The following is an 18,399-nucleotide window of genomic DNA, read 5'->3' on the forward strand; positions in this document are numbered from 1 at the left end:
TGAGGGCTCGAACCGCCCCTTAACGGCTTGCACGGACACTGCCCGCGTGGCAAACGACGGCGCGAAACAGGCATCCGAGACAGGATCCTTGGGGAAGCTGACAATGGCTTTTGTTGAACGGGTTTTTTCGGGCGTCCAGCCGACGGGCAATCTGCATCTCGGCAATTATCTCGGCGCGATCGTCAACTTCGTGAAGATGCAGGAAACCCACAACTGCATCTATTGCGTCGTCGACATGCACGCGATCACGCAAGGCGTGGACGTCTGGGGCGGCCCGACGGAACTGGCCCGCAACACCCGCGAGGTCACCGCGGCCTTCATCGCCGCCGGGATCGATCCGAACAAGCACATCGTGTTCAACCAGAGCCAGGTCGCCGGCCACGCCGAGCTCGCCTGGATCTTCAACTGCGTGGCGCGGGTCGGCTGGCTCAGCCGCATGACGCAGTTCAAGGAGAAGGCCGGCAAGGACCGCGAGAACGCCTCCGTCGGGCTCTACGATTATCCGGTGCTGATGGCGGCGGACATTCTGCTGTACCGCGCCACCCATGTGCCTGTTGGCGAGGACCAGAAGCAGCATCTGGAGCTCTCGCGGGATATTGCGCAGAAGTTCAACAATGATTTCGGCGATTCGATTCGCGGCCACGGTTTCAACGACGGCGCGTTCTTTCCGCTGCCGGAGCCCTTTATCACCGGCCCGGCGACGCGGGTGATGTCGCTTCGCGACGGCACCAAGAAAATGTCGAAATCGGACGCCTCGGACAATTCGCGCATCAACCTGACCGACGACGCGGATTTGATCGCGCAGAAGATCCGGAAAGCCAAGACCGATCCGGAACCGCTGCCGTCGGAGGAAAAGGGGCTGGAAAATCGCCCCGAGGCCGACAATCTCGTCGGCATCTATGCGGCGCTGGCCGAGCGCAGCAAATCCGATGTGCTGCAAGAGTTCCGGCGGCGGGCAGTTCTCCAGCTTCAAGAATGCGCTGGTGGAACTTTGCGTGGCAAAACTCGCGCCGATCGCCTCCGAGATGAAGCGGCTGGTGGCCGATCCCGGCCATGTCGACAAGATCCTGGTCGACGGCGCCGACCGCGCGCGCGTCCTCGCCGACGAAACCATGCGGGCGGCGCGGGACATCGTCGGTTTCATCCGAAAGAGCTAGAACTTTCACCCTCCCCTGGAGGGGGAGGGTCGACTCACATTGAGCGAAGCGAAATGTGAGACGGGGTGGGGTGATCTCTCCACTCGGGCACTGCTGGATGTGGAGAGACCGTCACCCCACCCCGTCACGCATCTCGCTTCGCTCGATCCGTGCCGACCCTCCCCCTCCAGGGGAGGGTAAGTTTCCATCACCGCGAGATTGAGGAACAGCGTCGCCGCTTGTCGAAAGCGGCTGCGCCGTGGCAGCATGCGGCGGTTTGGCGCAGCACCGGGACATGCATGACCACCCAGCGACGAAGCTACGAGACGGGTCACAAGCCGAAATGTCTTGTCATCGTTGACGACACCGCGGAATGGGACCGCGCGGTATATTACGCCAGCCGCTGGGCCGTGCGTGTCGGCGGCGGCGTGGTGATGCTGCGAATCATCGCGATCGAAGACCAGAACCAGCAATGGCTCGGCGTCGCCGACCTGATGCGCGCCGAGGCCGAGGACGCCGCCAATGAAGCGCTCGACCGCGCCTCCGGCCGCGCCAACGGCATCGCCGCGATCACGCCCGAACGGGTGATTCGCGAGGGCGATCCGACCACCCAGATCCTCGACGTGATCGACAAGGACGTCGATATTTCGATGCTGGTGCTGGCGGCCAATCCGGGTCCCGAGGGGCCGGGACCACTGATCAGCATGATGGCCCAGGCCGCCGGCTCGTTCCCGATTCCCGTCGTCATCGTCCCCGGCGATCTCAGCGATTCCGAGATCGACGGGCTGTCTTAGGGCTTGATCTGGTTAAAGAATTTCTGATTTCCGCCCTTGACCGTGCGCGCGGCGTCGCCATCTGCTATGGGAGACCCCACGCGCCGGCCTTGAACCGGCGACGCCGGAGAAAACCAATGTTCATTCAGACCGAAGCCACGCCCAATCCCGCCACCCTGAAATTCATACCTGGCCGCACCGTGCTCGACACCGGCACGATGGAATTTTCCAGCCGCGAAGCCGCCGCCCGTTCGCCGCTCGCCGAGCGACTATTCGGCGTATCAGGCGTCTCCGGCGTGTTCTACGGCTACGATTTCGTCACCGTGACCAAGGCGGACGGCGACTGGCAGCACCTCAAGCCCGCGATCCTCGGCGCCATCATGGAGCATTACATGTCCGGCGCGCCGCTGCTGGCGGACGGCACCGTCGGCAATGACGAGGCGGCGGACGAGGACGGCGAGTTCTTCAACGAGGCCGACGCCGACACGGTGGCGACCATCAAGGACCTGATCGAGACGCGGGTGCGCCCCGCGGTCGCCAATGACGGCGGCGACATCACCTTCCGCGGCTTCAAGGATGGCGTTGTCTATCTCAACATGAAGGGCTCCTGCGCCGGCTGTCCGTCCTCGACGGCGACGTTGCAGCACGGCATCCAGAATCTGTTGCGACATTTCGTGCCCGACGTGGTCGAAGTCCGCCCGATGTAAGGGATCTCGTAGGGTGGGCAAAGCCACCGGGTCGCGCGAATGCGCGCCCGATGACAGGCTCCGCGTGCCCACCACCCGCAGCACGACCAGTATGGTGGGCACGGCGCGAAGGGCGCCTTTGCCCACCCTGCGAACCACCAGCCGACGTTATGAGGAGCGAATGGCGAGTAGCGAGTGGCGAATAGAGACGGATATCGATAATCTATTCGCCACTCACCATTCGCTATTCGCCCCCTCATGCTGATCCTTTCCATCGATACCGCGCTCGATGCCTGCGCCGCGGCCGTGCTCGACACCAGCGCGGGCGGTTTGATTGCCCGGGAATCGCAGGCGATGAAGCGCGGTCATGCCGAGGCGCTGATGCCGCTGATCGCGCGCGTCATGAAGGCGTCCGGCGTTGCCTTTGCCGCGCTCGACCGCGTCGCCGCGACGACCGGTCCGGGCAGCTTCACCGGATTGCGCGTCGGCCTGTCCGCCGCCCGCGGCATTGCCCTCGCCGCCGGCAAGCCCGTGGTGGGCGTGACGACACTGACCGTGTTTGCCGCCCCCATCGTCAGCGAGAGCAGCGAACATCCCGTCATCGCCGCGATCGATGCGCGGCATGATCACGTCTATTTCCAGGTGCTCGGCGGCGACGGCAGTTCGCTGGTCAAGCCGAAGGTGGCGCCGATCGCCGAAGCGCTCGAGGCGGCGCGCTTCGGCGCGCCGCATCTGGTCGGCAATGCGGCGAAAATTCTGGCCGAGCGCTGGCCGGCCGATGCGCCGCCGCCTTTCAAAATCAATCAGCAGGCCGCGCCCGACATCGCCTGGGTGGCGTGGCTGGGCGCCGCGGTCAATCCCGAGAGCTCACCGGCACGGCCCTATTATCTGCGCGCCCCCGACGCCAAGCCGCCGAAAAATCCGTTATCCGACGCATCGCAGCCGCCGGCATCATGATGACATGGTTCACCGAATGGTGGGGCGGCGGCACTTCGGTGATCGAACCGGCCATTCCGCGCGATGCGCGACGTCTGGCGCAACTGCACGGCGCATCGTTTCACCGCGGCTGGGGCGAAGGCGAATTCGAGGTGATGCTGACCGAGCGCAACACGCTCGTTCACCGTCTCAGGCTCGGGCGCAAGATCATCGGCTTTGCAGTGTCGCGCATGGCGGCCGATGAGGCGGAGCTATTGTCAATCGCCATCGACGCGACTGAGCGTGGCCGCGGCCTGTCACGCAACCTGTTGCTGACGCACCTCGGCCATCTCGCCGGCCGCGGCGTGCGCAAGGTGTTCCTCGAGGTTGAAGAAAATAATCAGCCGGCGCGGCGGCTGTATGAATGGGCCGGCTTCGAGGTCGTCGGCCGCCGGGAACGCTACTATCAGCAGCCCGGCGGGGAGCAATTGAATGCACTTCTGATGCGACGTGACTTGTCGTAATATGCGCAGGGTGGCACAACAGCCCCGACGTGTTCTTCAAGGCCCCAAGGTCATGCCCGTACTGAAATCCCCGTCTGCGCAAAAAAATACCGGCATCGAGGCTCGCTGCGCCGCCACCGGCATGCGCATGACCGAACAGCGCCGGGTGATTGCGCGTGTGCTCGCGGAATCGGCCGACCATCCGGATGTCGAGGAGCTTTACCGGCGCTGTGTCGCGGTCGACGACAAGATCTCGATCTCGACGGTGTATCGCACCGTCAAGCTGTTCGAGGATGCCGGCATCATCGAGCGGCACGATTTCCGCGAGGGCCGCGCGCGCTACGAGCAGATGCCCGACAGCCACCACGATCATCTGATCAATCTGCGCGACGGCAAAGTGATCGAGTTCACCTCCGAGGAGATCGAGAAATTGCAGGCCGAGATCGCCCGCAAGCTCGGCTACAAACTGGTCGATCACCGGCTGGAGCTTTATTGCGTGCCGCTCGACGACGACAAATCCTGATCGCGTGCCAACTTGAACCCGAACTTCGATCTGGTCATCTTCGACTGCGACGGCGTGCTGGTCGACAGCGAAGTCATTTCATGCCGCGCGCATGCGGAGACACTGACGCGCCACGGCTATCCGATCACGGCAGAACAGGTTCTCGAACGGTTTCTCGGCGTGTCGGACCGCGAGGCGCGCCAAACCATCGAACGCGAGATCGACCGAAGACTGCCCGATGATTTCGAACAACAGGTGAAGGCGGCCACGCTGAAGTTCTACGAGGGCGATTTGCAGGCGATCGCCCATGTCGGCGAGGCGATTGGCGCGATCGGCCTGCCCAAATGCGTGGCTTCGAGCGGAACGCCGGAAAAGATTCGCCACGGCCTCACCTGCGCCGGCCTTTATGACCAGCTCGCTCCGCATATTTTCTCCGCTACGCAGGTCAGCCGCGGCAAACCTGCGCCCGACCTGTTTCTGTTTGCTGCCAAGCAGATGAATATCTCACCGGAACGCTGTGTCGTGATCGAGGATAGCGTTCCCGGCGTCACCGGCGGCCGCGCCGCTGGCATGACCGTGCTCGGTTTTCACGGCGGCAGCCATTGCCGCCCCGGCTATGGGGACAGGCTGCGCGATGCCGGCGCCATCGCTGTTTTCGACGACATGCGGCAATTGCCCGGGCTTCTTGAGAAGATCGGGGTTGAGGCAACACCGAACCAAGCTCTGTACTGAGAATCGGTCAATGTCCGCTTTGCTTCATAAAGCAGGATCTTCACCGACACCTTCGGTATGGAAGGAACCCCCGAATATCTGCGGACGTTTTCTCGTATCCCTCATTTCGAGCGAGAGACAACCTCAAGCAGGAGGTTCAGATGTCTACACGCATAGTGACCGCAACAGCATTCGCCCTTATCCTCGCGTCGCCAGCGTTTGCTGATTGTAACCAGGAACTGAAGGCGCTCGAGCCGAATATCGTTGCCGCGGGGACGGGCGCGAGCGAAACGGGAATGCCGGGGACCAAGCACCAGGAGGAGGTTCTGGCCGGTAAGCAAAAGAGCGCTGAGCCTGAAACCACCGGATCAACGGCAGCGGCCGTGCAGCCCACTTCACCGCATCAGGAACAAGTCACGAGCAAGAGCAGCACCCAGAAGAGCGCCGAGCAAGCCAACCAACTGATGGCCGAAGCCCGCAAGATGTCTGAGGCTGGCGACGAATCAGGGTGCATGAACAAAGCGGCAGAGCTCAAGGACGTCTTGGGAGTCAAGTGAGCGTCAGGTTGCCGGGTGCGCAAAACTGGCAATGACCTGGATCAGAGTGCGTTCACGCGCGTCCTAGACACGCGATGGCTTGCGGCGTGATGCGCTGCGACGCGTCCGGGACATGAGATACCTTGCCGCGAGCTAACCTTGCCGCGAGTTAACTGGGCGCCGGCGCCGCAGGTGATAATTTCAGATCGACCTGCGCGAGGGGAGCGGCGCATTCTGAAATTACCCGACATATTGAAGACGGCCTTGCCGCTCTCGCTCATCGTAGCGCTGGCTGCGCTTGCGCGAACCTGGCAACTTTCGCAGAACGATTTTGGAAGACAGTATTATGCCGCCGGCGTGCGCAGCATGCTCGGTAGCTGGCACAATTTCCTCTTCAACGCGTTCGACCCTGCCGGCTTTGTCTCCATCGACAAGCCGCCGGTGGCGATCTGGCTGCAGGTCGCCAGCGCCAAACTGTTCGGCTTTGGCGCGCTTTCGATTCTGCTCGCGCAAGTGATGGCGGGATTGGCCGCGGTCCTGATCGTTTACGTTCTGGTGCAGAAATATTGGGGCAGGACGGCCGGAGCCGTGGCCGCGCTGGCGCTCGCGCTCAGCCCGGTCAATGTTGCAGTCGACCGCTCCAACAATACCGAGAGCTGTCTCATCCTGGTGCTGCTCGCCGGCGCATGGCTCGCAATGCGGGCCGCCGAAACCGGCCGGCTCGCGATGCTCTGCGCCGCGATGGCCGCGATCGGCATAGGCTTCAACGTGAAGATGGGAGCGGCGCTGGTGCTGGCGCCGGTCGTGGCGCTGACGTTCAGCCTCGCCCGGCCGACCGCGCCCATCACCTGGCATATCGGGCGACAGGCCGTCGCGGGCGTCGTGCTCGTTGCCGTCTCGCTATCTTGGGCGATCTTCTTCGATTTCGCGCCGGCGCGGGACCGGCCCTATGCGGGCAGCACCAAACACAATTCGATGCTGGAGCTCGCCTTGGTGCATAATGGCGCGGCCCGCTTCCTCGCGACGAGTTCGGCACCCCCCTCCCCCGCCGTCTCGGGCGAGACGGCGCCTGCAGGCGCGGAAGTCCGGTCGCAACCCGTTATGACGGATGACTCGCCAACCGGTCTTCTTCGCCTGTTCCGGCCGAAGCCGGCGACGCAATTTGCCTGGCTGCTTCCGCTTGCGCTCGCAGGCCTCGTTTTCGCCTGGTCGGATGCATCGGCTCCGGCCACGCCGGCATCACGCCGCATCGCCGCCGCTGTCTGGACCGGCTGGCTCGTGATGTACTGGATCGTGCTCAGCTTTGCGGGCGGATTGATCCACACCTACTATGTAGCCGTGCTCGGTCCACCGCTCGCGGTGTTTTCCGGCATCGCGGTCGCCGGGTTTTGGTCGAGGTGGAAGGCGGGCACACCAGCGCGGATATTCCTGCCGCCGATCGTCGTGGCCACGGCCGCGTGGCAGGCGTATCTCTGCGTGGCGCAGTCCGAAACGATCGGGTCTGATTGGCTCAGCCTGACATGGCTGACGGCGATCGGGGTCGCCACGATTTGCGCGGCCGTTCTCTACGTATTTCCGCTGCAGAACACATCATCAAAACTGTTCGCGGTCATAGCGATCGGCGCGCTGCTCGTTCCGCCGGCATTGACCGCCGCGAGCGTCGTTCTCAGGCGCCCGAACATAGCGGCGCCGGTTGCCAATATGAGCGCGCTGCTCGCACCGCCAGACACTGAACGCGCGGCATTCCGGACATCGCGGCTGGAAGCCTCCCGCCAGAAACTTAGCAGCTACCTGATCGCCAATCGCGAGGCCGCAAACTTTCTCGTCGCGGTTCCCAACGCAAACGTCGCCGCGCCGCTCATTATCTCGACAGGCCTGCCCGTCATGGCGATGGGCGGATATCTCGGCGACGATCCGATCCTGACGCCTTCAGATATCGAACGCCTGGTCTTGGACAGGCAACTGCGCTTCGTGATGCTGGGCGGATTTACCCTGGCGCCGGCAAAGCAGGCGGCGGCGCTCGAACCGATCGCTCGATGGGTGCGTGCCAACGGTCGCCTCGTCGATCCAAAGTTGTGGCGTCTGTCAGGGCCCTCGAGCAGCGCACCCTATCGCATCAACCTTGGCAACCAATGGGTGGAGGTTCCGCCGCCCGAACTGTACGATCTCTGGGGGAATGCGGACTAGCCCAGCCGGTCATTCCGGGATGGTCCGAAGGACCAGACCCTGAATCTCGAGATTCTCAGGTGCGCAACTGCGCACCATAGTTCGATGCTGCCGCATCGCCCCGGAATGACGTTGCGCCAGCGCTGGATTTTCAGCGGGTTAGCCTATAATTAAGCCCCAGCCGCCGCCAGGGCGCTATTTCCACCAACACCCAAGGTTCCATGAAGCCGCCGCGCAAGCTGCACATCAAGTCCTATGGCTGCCAGATGAACGTCTACGATGCGCAACGCATGGTGGATACGCTGGCGGGCGAGGGCTTTGTCGAGACTGAAAGCGCTGACGATGCGGATCTGGTGATCCTCAACACCTGCCATATCAGGGAAAGGGCGTCCGAAAAGGTCTACTCCGAACTCGGCCGGCTGCGCGTCGCCAAGGACGAGGCGGCACGCAACGGGCGCGAGATGCGCATTGCGGTTGCCGGCTGCGTCGCGCAAGCCGAGGGCGAAGAGATCATCCGCCGCGCGCCGACGGTTGACGTCGTGGTCGGGCCGCAAAGCTATCACCATTTGCCGCAGTTACTGGCGCGCGCGAAGAGCGAAGGCCGCGCGCTGGAAACCGAATTTCCCATCGAGGACAAATTCGGCTTTCTCCCCGCCCCCAAGCCGGATGCGATCCGCGCGCGCGGCATCTCCGCTTTCGTCACCGTGCAGGAAGGTTGCGACAAGTTCTGCACCTTCTGCGTGGTGCCCTATACGCGCGGCGCGGAAGTCTCGCGCCCGGTCGCAAAGATCGTCGACGACGTGAAGCGCCTGGCCGATAACGGCGTGCGCGAGATCACCCTGATCGGACAGAACGTCAATGCCTATCACGGCGAGGGCCCCGATGGCCGGACCTGGCCGCTCGGCAGACTGTTGCATCGCCTGGCGGAAATCGAGGGCGTCGTGCGGCTGCGCTATTCGACCAGCCATCCCCGCGACGTCGACGATTCGCTCATTGCAGCGCATCGCGATCTCGCAGGCCTGATGCCGTTCGTCCATCTTCCGGTGCAGTCCGGCTCCGACCGGATTCTTGCCGCCATGAACCGCCGGCATACCGCCGATGACTACCGCCGCGTCATCGACCGTTTTCGCTCGGCGCGCCAAGATATTGCATTTTCATCGGATTTTATCGTCGGTTTTCCGGGCGAAACCGAGGGAGAATTTGCCGCGACCCTCGCGCTTGTCACGCAAATCGGGTACGCTGCGGCGTATTCGTTCAAATATTCGCCGCGGCCCGGCACGCCGGCGGCGGACATGCGGGAGACGGTGTCAGCGGCTGAAATGGACGAGCGATTGGTGCGGCTCCAGGAATTGATCGACAGTCAGCAATCGGCCTTCAACAGGGCCATGATTGGCAACACCGTCGATGTGCTGTTCGAACGCGCGGCCCGCAATCCCGGCCAGATCGTCGGCCGCACTGCCTATCTTCAGCCCGCGCATGTGTTTGCCTCGCCCGACATTATCGGACAGGTGCTGCCGGTCAGGATCGAGAGCCTGGAGCGTTACAGCCTGCTCGGCGAACTCGCTGATACCTCAGCCATCCCATCGCCTGTTTCACACATGACCGATCCTTCTCCATTGACCGATTCTTCTCAAAAGATCATGGGAGCCTGAACCCTTGCCAAAAAGCGCATCGGATTCGTCTTCGCTCGCTCCCAGCCGCAAATTTGACCGCGACATGCAAATACCGCCCGAGACCCAGGTCGTTATCGATTTCGACGACAACCGCGCCGCTTCCGCCCTCGTCGGCCCTTACGGCCAGAACCTGGCGCTGGTCGAACGGCGGCTCGGCGTTGTGGTCGATTCCCGCGGCAACCACATCACGATCGCCGGCTCGCGTGACGGCTGCGACGCCGCACGGCGCGTGCTGGAGACGCTCTATTCGCAGGCCGTGCAGGGCCACGACCTCTCGCAGGGCGAAGTCGAAGGCGCGATCCGCGCCGTCCTCGCGCAGGGCTCGCTGTTCGAGTTCGACGCCAAGACCGCAAAGCCCTCGTTCGAGACCATCAACCTGCGCAAGCGTCCGGTGCGCGCGCGCACCGCGGCGCAGGATTCCTACATCCGCGCCCTGAAACGCCACGAGCTGGTGTTCGGCATCGGCCCGGCCGGCACCGGCAAGACCTGGCTTGCGGTGGCGCATGCCGCGCAATTGTTCGAACGCAAGGAAGTCGATCGCATCATCCTGTCGCGGCCTGCGGTCGAGGCCGGCGAGCGGCTCGGCTTCCTGCCTGGAGACTTGCGCGAAAAGGTCGATCCTTACTTGAGGCCGATCTACGACGCGCTGTACGACCTGATGGACGCGCGAGTGGTGGAACGTGCATTGCAGGGCGGAGAAATCGAGATCGCGCCGCTGGCCTTCATGCGCGGCCGCACCCTGACCAATGCCGTGATCATCCTCGACGAAGCGCAGAACACCACGTCGATGCAGATGAAGATGTTCCTGACCCGGCTCGGCGAGAACAGCCGCATGATCGTCACCGGCGATCCATCGCAGGTCGACCTGCCGAACGGACAAGCTTCCGGGCTTGCCGAAGCCTGCAAGCTGCTCGACAACGTCGAAGGCATTGCGCAGGTGAAATTCACCGCGGAAGACGTCATCCGCCATGAACTGGTGGCGCGGATCGTCGCCGCCTATGAGGGATTGCCGCAGAAACCGGCAACCGGAAAATCTTGACCGCAAACTCTTCGCGCCCGGACCTGCCGCCGGCAGGCCGGGGCCGCAACCCCAACATTGCAATGCAAACCGCTGGAACGCTCGTGTCGTCCGTCCTTCCCCTCACCGAAGTTCTCGCCGTCGCCGATTGCTGGCAGGCCGAGCCGGAGGCCGAGGCGGTGATCCATCGCGCCATCAATGCGGCGGCCGAAATTGCCGATGCCGACGTCGGCGATACGGAACTTGCGGTCATGCTGACCGACGATGCCGGAATCCGCACGCTGAACAGCAACTGGCGCGGCATCGACAAGCCCACCAACGTGCTGTCGTTTCCGGCGCTGCAGCCAGCCGCGGGCGCGCCTGCGGACGCGCCGCGTATGCTCGGCGATATCGCCATCGCCTATGAGACCACCCGGAAAGAGGCCGATGAGGAAGAAAAGCCGTTCGATCATCACCTCAGCCATCTTGCGGTTCACGGGTTCCTGCATTTGATCGGGTACGACCACGAGAAGGACGACGACGCCGAGGCCATGGAGGATCTCGAACGGGAGATTCTCGCGCAGCTCGGCATTCCCGACCCCTATGCGGACCGGGAGCGGATGGACTGAAATGCCGGACTCCGACCCGATACAGGACAACCCGCGCGACACGCGCAACTTGCCCGTGGTGGTGCAGGAAGGCGAAGTTATACGTCCGACCGCCGAGAGCTGGCTGATACGGGCGATCCGCACGCTGTTCGGTTGGAGGGCGGGATCGGTGCGCGCCGATCTTCAGGTGGTGCTCGATACTTCCACCCCTGACGATGCCGGCTTCTCCGCCATCGAGCGCACCATGCTGCGCAACATCCTCGGGCTCAACGAGCGGCGGATCGCCGACGTGATGGTGCATCGCGCCGATATCGTCGCGGTCAAGCGGGATATTCCGCTCGGCGAACTGATGGGCCTGTTCGAGAGCGCGGCGCATTCGCGGCTTGTGGTCTACGACGAAACCCTCGACGACCCCGAAGGCATCGTCCACATCCGTGACCTGCTGGCGTTCATGACCGCGAAGGCGCGCGTCGGCGATACCACCAAGCCCAAGCGCAAGAAGCCGTTCCCGGCGGGGCTCGACCTGCGCGCGGTCGACCTCGCAATGCCGCTGGCGGAGGCCAACATCATCCGCAAGCTCCTGTACGTGCCGCCGTCGATGCGGGCGATCGATTTGTTGGCGCAGATGCAGGCCTCGCGCATCCACCTGGCGCTGGTGGTGGACGAATATGGCGGCACCGACGGGCTGGTCTCGATCGAGGACATCGTCGAGCAGATCGTCGGCGAAATCGACGACGAGCACGACAGCGACGAGCCCCCATCGATCGTCCGCCAGGGAGATAACGCCTTCATCGCGGATGCCCGCGCCAGCCTCGAGGATGCGCGCAAGATGATCGGCGAGGAATTCGTGACCGGCGAGGGGAGCGAGGAAGTCGCCACCCTCGGCGGCTATCTGGTGTCCCAGGTCGGCCGGCTGCCCGTGCGCGGCGAGGTCATTGCCGGTCCGGGCAACTTCGAGATCGAGGTGCTCGATGCCGATCCGCGGCGGGTCAAGCGGCTGCGGATCGGGATTCGGAAAGAACGCCCCGCGCCGCGCTCGACGCGCGAGCGAAGCCGCCGCGAGGCCGCGCCCGACACCGGCACGGCGCCGACCAACGACAACACGCCGCCGGCTTCCGGCGATGGAGCCGGCCCGCAGTGATCTCAACCAGCAAATTCCGTGTCGCGGGACTTTCGATCATCCTGGCCTGGGGCTGGAAGCGCGCAGCGATTGCGCTCGTCGCCGGCGCCATGTCGGCACTTTCGATGGCGCCGTTCAACGCCTGGCCGGTGCTGTTTGTGACGTTTCCGGTCGTGGTCTGGCTGATCGACGGCGCGGCGGCCGGAAAATGGCGCGGGGTGCCGGCGGCGGCGATGGCGGGCTTCTGGTTCGGGCTCGGCTATTTCGTGCCCGGGCTCTACTGGATCGGCAACGCCTTCCTGGTTGACGCGCCGACCTTTGCCTGGCTGATGCCGTTCGCGGTGCTCGGCCTGCCGGCCTATCTCGCCTTGTTTCCGGCGCTCGGCTTCGCGCTGGCGCGACTGATCTGGACGCGGGATGCGTCGCGGGTTCTGGCGCTCGCGATCGGGCTGACGGTCAGCGAATGGCTGCGCGGCTATGTGCTATCGGGATTTCCCTGGAATGCCTTCGGCTACGCGCTGTCGGAGCCCTTGGCGCTGGCGCAGGCGGCGTCGCTGATCGGGCTGTGGGGCATGACCTTCCTCAGCGTTGCGATCTTTGCCAGCCCGGCAGCGCTGATCGACGGCTCATCGCGCGGCCGCAAGCCCTGGATCGCGCCGGTGGCGGCACTCTTGCTGCTCGCGGCGATGGGAATTTACGGCGCCGTACGGCTGTCGCTGCAGCCGACGGCCCTGACCAAGGTCAAGCTACGTATCATGCAGCCGAACCTGCAGCAGGACGTCAAATTCAACTATGGCGCCAAAGCGGAGGTGATGCAGAAATACCTTGCTCTGTCCGACCGCGCTTCAGGCCCGCAGTCCACCGGCGTGCGCGACGTGCAAATCCTGATCTGGCCGGAATCGGCTTTCCCGTTTTTCCTGACGCGCGAAGCCGACGCGATGGCACAGATCGCCGAGCTCCTGCCCAAGGGCACGGTGCTGATGACCGGCTCGGTGCGCGCTCCGGACACCCCGCCCGGCGTGCGCGTCTCCCGCGCCTATAATTCGATCTATGTGATCGACCACGACGGCGGCGTGCTGTCGGTCTACGACAAGCTGCATCTGGTGCCGTTCGGCGAGTATCTGCCGTTTCAAGAATGGATGGAGAAGCTCGGCTTCGTGCAGCTTACAAAAGTCCACGGCGGCTTCATTCCGGGCACGCGGCACCACCCGATGGAGATACCGAATGCGCCGCGCGCGCTACCGTTGATCTGTTATGAGGCGATTTTTCCCGGAAATGTTGCAACGCGTGACGACCGCCCCGGCTGGATCGTCAACCTGACCAATGACGGCTGGTTTGGAAATTCAACGGGCCCCTATCAGCACCTGCAGCAGGCGCGGCTACGTGCGATCGAAGAAGGTCTGCCGATGGTGCGCGCCGCCAACACCGGCATCTCGGCGGTAATCGATCCCTCGGGGCGAATTGTGGCACAGCTCGGCCTCGGCATCGAAGGCGTGCTGGATGCCAGCCTGCCGCTCGCGCTGTCGCCGACGGTTTATGCTCGCCTTGGAGATATCCCGGCGGCCGTGATTGTGGCCGCAGCCTTGTTGGTCGTCGTCAGACGCCGCGTTGCGAAGCACGCTGCCTGAGATTTGCACTGACCGAGTTGTCACTGGTTTACTAAAAACGCTGCGTGCGCGGCTCCACCAGTTGACAGAGAGCCTGCGATTCGCTTTCTGCGCTTGCAAGCCAAATACGACAACCAGTCACTTCCGTTGCTCAGATCGTCCGCAATTCTACCCGATCCTCCGAGCAGGATATGACGGTACCGGCGCGCCTGAGGCATAGATTTCCACTGCCTCATTCCGGCGCGCAATCCCTAGGAGTGATGCAGATGTCCACCAAAGCGCCCAATCCGGTCGACAAATATGTCGGCAGCCGCGTCCGGATGCGCCGCATCATGCTGGGCATGAGTCAGGAAAAGCTGGGCGAAGCGCTCGGCCTCACGTTCCAGCAGGTTCAGAAGTACGAAAAGGGCACCAACCGGGTCGGCGCCAGCCGCCTGCAGCAGATTTCCGAGATTTTGCAGGTGCCGGTGTCGTTTCTGTTCGATGGCGGGCCGAGCGGCATAGCGAATGCGGACGGGTTTGGCGACGGTGGCTCTCCGGCCTACGTGTCCGATTTCCTCGCGACGTCAGAGGGTCTGGCGCTGACGCGCGCGTTCACGCGCATCACCGATTCCAAAATGCGCCGCTCCATCGTCGAATTGGTCGAGCAGATCGCGTCGCGCGACGGCCCGGACCCGCGCTGATTTTTATCGCGCACCGGTTTGAGAATTTCGTATTCCGGAATATGCCGTCATTTCCCGCCTGCATTGGCGCGGGTTCACGATGTGCAATTGCGCATCGGGGCATGACGCCGTATCGGATACGACATGACGACAACCAATCCCTTCGATTCCGCACCGATCCTCGAGGGCATTCGCCGCTGGGTCGAAATCGAAAGCCCGACCGAAGCGCCCGAGCAGGTCAACAAGCTCGCCGACCTCGTCGCTGAAGGCTATCGCGGCCTGCCCGCGACGGTGGAGCGGATCGCCGGCCGCTCCGGCTGTGGCGATCATCTGGTGGCGCGCTCGGCATGGGGGCAGCGCGAACCGGGAATCCTGGTGCTGAGCCATCTCGATACGGTGCATCCGCTTGGCTTCATCGAGCGGCTGCCATTCCGGATCGAGGGTGACAGCGCATTCGGCCCGGGCATCTACGACATGAAGGGCGGCGCCTATCTCGCCTATCATGCGTTTCGGCAAATCTGCGCCGACAGTGCACGGCCGCCGCTCGGCATCACGCAGCTCTATGTCTCCGATGAAGAGATCGGCAGCCCGACCTCGCGCGCGCTGATCGAGGCCGAAGGCCGCAAGGCGAAATATGTGCTGGTCACCGAACCGGCGCGCGACGGTGGCAAGATCGTCACCGGACGCAAGGGCGTTGGTCGCTTCGAGGTCTTCATCAACGGCGTGCCCTCGCATGCCGGCACCCGGCCGGAGGATGGCCGCAGCGCCATCCGCGAACTCGGCAATGTCATTCAAACGCTGGAGGCGATGAACGATCTTGCACGCGGTATCACCGTCAATGTCGGTGTGGTCCGCGGCGGCACCAGGCCGAACGTAATCGCGGAAGAGGCCTATGCCGAGGTCGATTTGCGCGTGCCGACGATGGCCGATTCCGACGAGGTCGTTGCCAAAATCCTCAATCTGAAATCGCGCAGCGATGGCGTCACCGTGAAGGTGATCGGCGAATTGAACCGCCCGCCTTACGAAAAGAGCAATGCCGGCGCCGCGCTCTACGAGCATGCCAGGACGATCGCGGCGGAGATCGGCTTCGATCTGGTCGACACCTCGACCGGCGGCGGCTCCGACGGCAATTTCACCGCGCCGCATACCGCGACCCTCGACGGCCTTGGCGTCGACGGCCGGGGCGCGCATACCCACTACGAGCAGATGTACGTCTCCTCGATCGAGCCGAGGGCGCGGCTGCTGTTCCGACTGTACCAGACGCTGCGATGATATCCGCTACGAACGATACGGAAGATCGCAGCACCCCGCCCGATGACGGCGCGGCTACGCATGCGCGCGGCTCGTTCTTCGGGCGCCGCAAGGGCCACAAGCTCCGCATCCACCAGGCCGACCTGATCGACAAATTGCTGCCGCATCTCGCGCTCGACATTGCGACGCCTGCGCCGGAGCGGCTTACCGATCTGTTCGATGGCCGACCTACCGATGCCAGGCTCGAGATCGGGTTCGGCGGCGGCGAACATCTGATCGCGGAAGCGCAGGCGTATCCGAACATCGGGTTCATCGGCTGCGAACCGTATGTGAACGGCATGGCCAAGATCCTGACGCAGATCGAGGCGCACAACATCGGCAATATCAGGCTCTACGCCGGCGACGCCGCGGAATTGCTGGCCTGGCTGCCGCCGCGGTCGCTGACGCGGATCGACCTGATCCATCCCGATCCCTGGCCGAAGCGGCGGCACTGGAAGCGGCGCTTCGTGCAGGACGCAACGGTGAAGGCGATGGCGCGCATCCTCAAGGACGGCGGTGAATTCCGTTTCGTCAGCGACATTGACGATTACTGCGCCTGGACGCTGGCACATCTGATGCGCTCGCCGGATTTCGTCTGGACCGCCGAGCGCGCCGCCGACTGGCAGAAGCCCTGGGACGCCTACACCATGACGCGCTACGGCCGCAAAGCCGAGCGTGAGGGAAGAGTGGCGGCGTATCTGCGGTTTCGGCGGGTCGGCTAGCGGGGAACCTTTCTGAGCCTGGATGCTTGAGTCCACCCCATGCGGGGCGACGAACTGAGAGGCGGGAATGCTCCTGACGGGACTTGGCGCGCTCTTCGTTATCGGCGGGCTCCTGTATATGGCGCGCACCACCATTTGGCGGGGACCGCTTAGCGGTCGGGATTCTGCCAGACCGGTTCGCCAGACTTTGGAGCCGCCCCAGCGCAGCGTGCGATTCTTAGGGTTTGGCGCGAATTGGCCGGGCATCCTCCTTATGGCCCTCGGTGGAGCTTTGTTGGTGTCGGGGGCCAATTTTTAGCCCCCGATAACCAGAGCCGTATGTCAGCAATGAATGGCGCCGAAGGCGGCGACGCGGGTCAAATCGATTTGCCGTAGACACGAACTCGGCAACTCGATCCCCGGTTCTATTTCACCGTTACGCGCTAACGCTCGCGGCTCCACGGGAAGAGATTGGCCGGGAAATCCGCTGCGTAACGGTGTCCTTTCCGCAGGCGAGGCTGCTCCTGTGGAGGATTGGAATCCGGCTCCACCACCTTTCGGTACAGATGCCAGGTGGCATGACCGAGCAATGGCAAAGCAACAGCGAGTCCAACGAAGACCGGCAACGAACCGAGCACCAGCAGCGCCGCGACAATCAGTCCCCACCCGGCTATTTCAACCGGATTCTTCATCACGACCCGCAGCGAGGTCCGGATCGCGTCAATCGCAGTCGCATGGCGGTCGAGCATCAACGGAAACGACACAACACTAACGCACAGGGCCGCGACCGCGAACAGGAAGCCAACGCCGCAACCAACGATGATGAGCGACCATCCGTCCGGCGTCGTCAGCACGCGCGTTGCGAAATCGGGGATGCTCGCAGCCGGCGCGTGGCCGAAGATCGAGACGTAGATAGCGTTCGCTGCGCCGATCCAAGCCCCGAACAGAACGAGCAGGAGCACGCCGAGTTCGACCATGGCACCGAGAGCCGGAGCGCGCAGCACGGAAAGCGCATCCCATGCGCCGACTTCCTCGCCGCGCTCGCGGCGGCGGCTGAGCTCGTAGAGACCGATCGCGGCAAAAGGTCCAATCAAGGCAAACCCGGCCGCCAGCGGAAACAGTAGCGGCAGTACCGAATAGCCAAGGACCATCCTGAACAGAAAAATACCGAGGACGGGATAAATCACGCACAGGACAACCGCGTGACTTGGCATTGCACTGAAGTCTTCCCAGCCCAGGCGCAGCGCCTCGCCCAGGTCGGATAGTTTGATTTTGCGAACGGGATACGTGGCGGCGTCGCCGAATACGTGCCGTGCAACTCTTGAGATGTTGTCGGAATAGACAGTGGCCATGGACGCACCCTCCCGTGCTCACAGTTGCGGCGGTCGAAACGACGCGCCGCAACATGCGCGTCTCCGCCCTGGTGTGCGAGAGTCGCGGTCGAGCCGAGTACGGCAAACCCAAATGCATCGAAAGGAGCTTAGCCGGACGAAACTTGTCGCGACCTCGCCGACAGCTTAGCGCCATAGCGTCCCGACAGTGCTCACGGTTCGGTGAACTGTGCACGTTCACGGTCATTTGGTGCATTGCGTCATCTCAGACGAATTGTGCTGACTGATGCTCGCCAGCTTGCTGGCATCCGCGCAGACGCTGAAGTGATCTATTGACGCCAGCCCCGACGCGTACCATCCTCACTACTGACGCCCCAGACTTGATGGTAATCGGTCGTAACGTGTGCCCGGCGCCACGTTTGGATGTCGCGACCGGTCAAAGTGGGCGAGGCAAGACACACTGCGATGGCGCACGTGAAGTC

17 protein-coding genes and 1 pseudogene are annotated in these 18,399 nt (G+C 63.6%); 17 read left to right on the forward strand and 1 reads right to left on the reverse strand.

Going from position 1 to position 18,399, the window contains the following annotated elements; all coding sequences use genetic code 11:
* Positions 1-103: 103 nt before the first annotated feature.
* The 17 genes and pseudogenes from trpS (at position 104) to trmB (ending at position 16,607) form a co-directional block, all read left to right on the forward strand.
* Positions 104-1,157: pseudogene (gene trpS, locus V1292_RS07360) on the forward strand (tryptophan--tRNA ligase).
* A gap of 278 nt (positions 1,158-1,435) precedes the next feature.
* Positions 1,436-1,930 carry a universal stress protein gene (locus V1292_RS07365; RefSeq protein WP_057844710.1) on the forward strand — a complete coding sequence of 165 codons (495 nt, stop codon included), beginning with the start codon at positions 1,436-1,438 and terminating at the stop codon, positions 1,928-1,930.
* Positions 1,931-2,046: 116 nt separating this feature from the next.
* Positions 2,047-2,616 carry a NifU family protein gene (locus tag V1292_RS07370; protein ID WP_334371446.1) on the forward strand — a complete coding sequence of 190 codons (570 nt, stop codon included), beginning with the start codon at positions 2,047-2,049 and terminating at the stop codon, positions 2,614-2,616.
* Between the two features lie 237 nt (positions 2,617-2,853).
* Positions 2,854-3,552, forward strand: a complete 699-nt coding sequence (tsaB, locus tag V1292_RS07375) for a tRNA (adenosine(37)-N6)-threonylcarbamoyltransferase complex dimerization subunit type 1 TsaB (RefSeq protein WP_334371448.1) — start codon at positions 2,854-2,856, stop codon at positions 3,550-3,552.
* Complete coding sequence (gene rimI, locus V1292_RS07380) at positions 3,549-4,034, forward strand: ribosomal protein S18-alanine N-acetyltransferase (protein WP_442895502.1); 486 nt, start codon at positions 3,549-3,551, stop codon at positions 4,032-4,034. Before tsaB ends, rimI begins: the two co-directional genes overlap by 4 nt.
* 52 nt (positions 4,035-4,086) lie before the next feature.
* The gene (locus V1292_RS07385; protein WP_028347833.1) at positions 4,087-4,536 is read left to right on the forward strand and encodes a Fur family transcriptional regulator; all 450 of its coding nucleotides are present in this window, start codon (positions 4,087-4,089) and stop codon (positions 4,534-4,536) included.
* A gap of 12 nt (positions 4,537-4,548) precedes the next feature.
* Positions 4,549-5,247: an HAD family hydrolase gene (locus V1292_RS07390; protein ID WP_334371450.1), complete on the forward strand. Its 699-nt coding sequence runs from the start codon at positions 4,549-4,551 to the stop codon at positions 5,245-5,247.
* 140 nt (positions 5,248-5,387) lie between these two features.
* Complete coding sequence (locus V1292_RS07395; protein WP_334371452.1) at positions 5,388-5,783, forward strand: hypothetical protein; 396 nt, start codon at positions 5,388-5,390, stop codon at positions 5,781-5,783.
* Between the two features lie 243 nt (positions 5,784-6,026).
* The gene (locus tag V1292_RS07400) at positions 6,027-7,949 is read left to right on the forward strand and encodes an ArnT family glycosyltransferase (protein ID WP_334371454.1); all 1,923 of its coding nucleotides are present in this window, start codon (positions 6,027-6,029) and stop codon (positions 7,947-7,949) included.
* 200 nt (positions 7,950-8,149) lie between these two features.
* Positions 8,150-9,580 (forward strand): tRNA (N6-isopentenyl adenosine(37)-C2)-methylthiotransferase MiaB, encoded by a 1,431-nt coding sequence (miaB, locus tag V1292_RS07405; RefSeq protein WP_334371456.1) that lies wholly within the window; start codon positions 8,150-8,152, stop codon positions 9,578-9,580.
* A gap of 4 nt (positions 9,581-9,584) precedes the next feature.
* Positions 9,585-10,640, forward strand: a complete 1,056-nt coding sequence (locus V1292_RS07410) for a PhoH family protein (RefSeq protein ID WP_035726726.1) — start codon at positions 9,585-9,587, stop codon at positions 10,638-10,640.
* A gap of 83 nt (positions 10,641-10,723) precedes the next feature.
* Complete coding sequence (gene ybeY / locus V1292_RS07415) at positions 10,724-11,227, forward strand: rRNA maturation RNase YbeY (protein ID WP_442895503.1); 504 nt, start codon at positions 10,724-10,726, stop codon at positions 11,225-11,227.
* Position 11,228: 1 nt separating this feature from the next.
* A complete protein-coding gene (locus V1292_RS07420) occupies positions 11,229-12,347 on the forward strand; it encodes a hemolysin family protein (RefSeq protein WP_334371457.1) in 1,119 nt (372 codons plus the stop codon).
* Positions 12,344-13,954 carry an apolipoprotein N-acyltransferase gene (gene lnt / locus V1292_RS07425; protein WP_334371459.1) on the forward strand — a complete coding sequence of 537 codons (1,611 nt, stop codon included), beginning with the start codon at positions 12,344-12,346 and terminating at the stop codon, positions 13,952-13,954. The genes V1292_RS07420 and lnt overlap by 4 nt, the downstream gene beginning before the upstream one ends.
* A gap of 245 nt (positions 13,955-14,199) precedes the next feature.
* Positions 14,200-14,616, forward strand: coding sequence for a helix-turn-helix domain-containing protein (locus V1292_RS07430; protein WP_213252774.1), 417 nt, complete (start codon positions 14,200-14,202; stop codon positions 14,614-14,616).
* A 123-nt stretch (positions 14,617-14,739) separates the two neighbouring features.
* On the forward strand, positions 14,740-15,867 hold the full coding sequence (locus V1292_RS07435) for a M20 family metallopeptidase (protein ID WP_334371462.1): 1,128 nt from the start codon (positions 14,740-14,742) through the stop codon (positions 15,865-15,867).
* Entirely contained in the window at positions 15,864-16,607 is a 744-nt protein-coding gene (gene trmB / locus V1292_RS07440; RefSeq protein WP_334371463.1) for a tRNA (guanosine(46)-N7)-methyltransferase TrmB, read from the forward strand. The genes V1292_RS07435 and trmB overlap by 4 nt, the downstream gene beginning before the upstream one ends.
* 422 nt (positions 16,608-17,029) lie before the next feature.
* Here the strand turns inward: trmB and V1292_RS07445 are convergent, their stop codons facing one another.
* Positions 17,030-17,938: a DUF2189 domain-containing protein gene (locus V1292_RS07445; RefSeq protein WP_334371464.1), complete on the reverse strand. Its 909-nt coding sequence runs from the start codon at positions 17,936-17,938 to the stop codon at positions 17,030-17,032.
* Positions 17,939-18,399 lie beyond the last annotated feature (461 nt).

It is taken from the genome of Bradyrhizobium sp. AZCC 1719, assembly GCF_036924525.1.
In the GTDB taxonomy this organism is placed as follows: domain Bacteria; phylum Pseudomonadota; class Alphaproteobacteria; order Rhizobiales; family Xanthobacteraceae; genus Bradyrhizobium.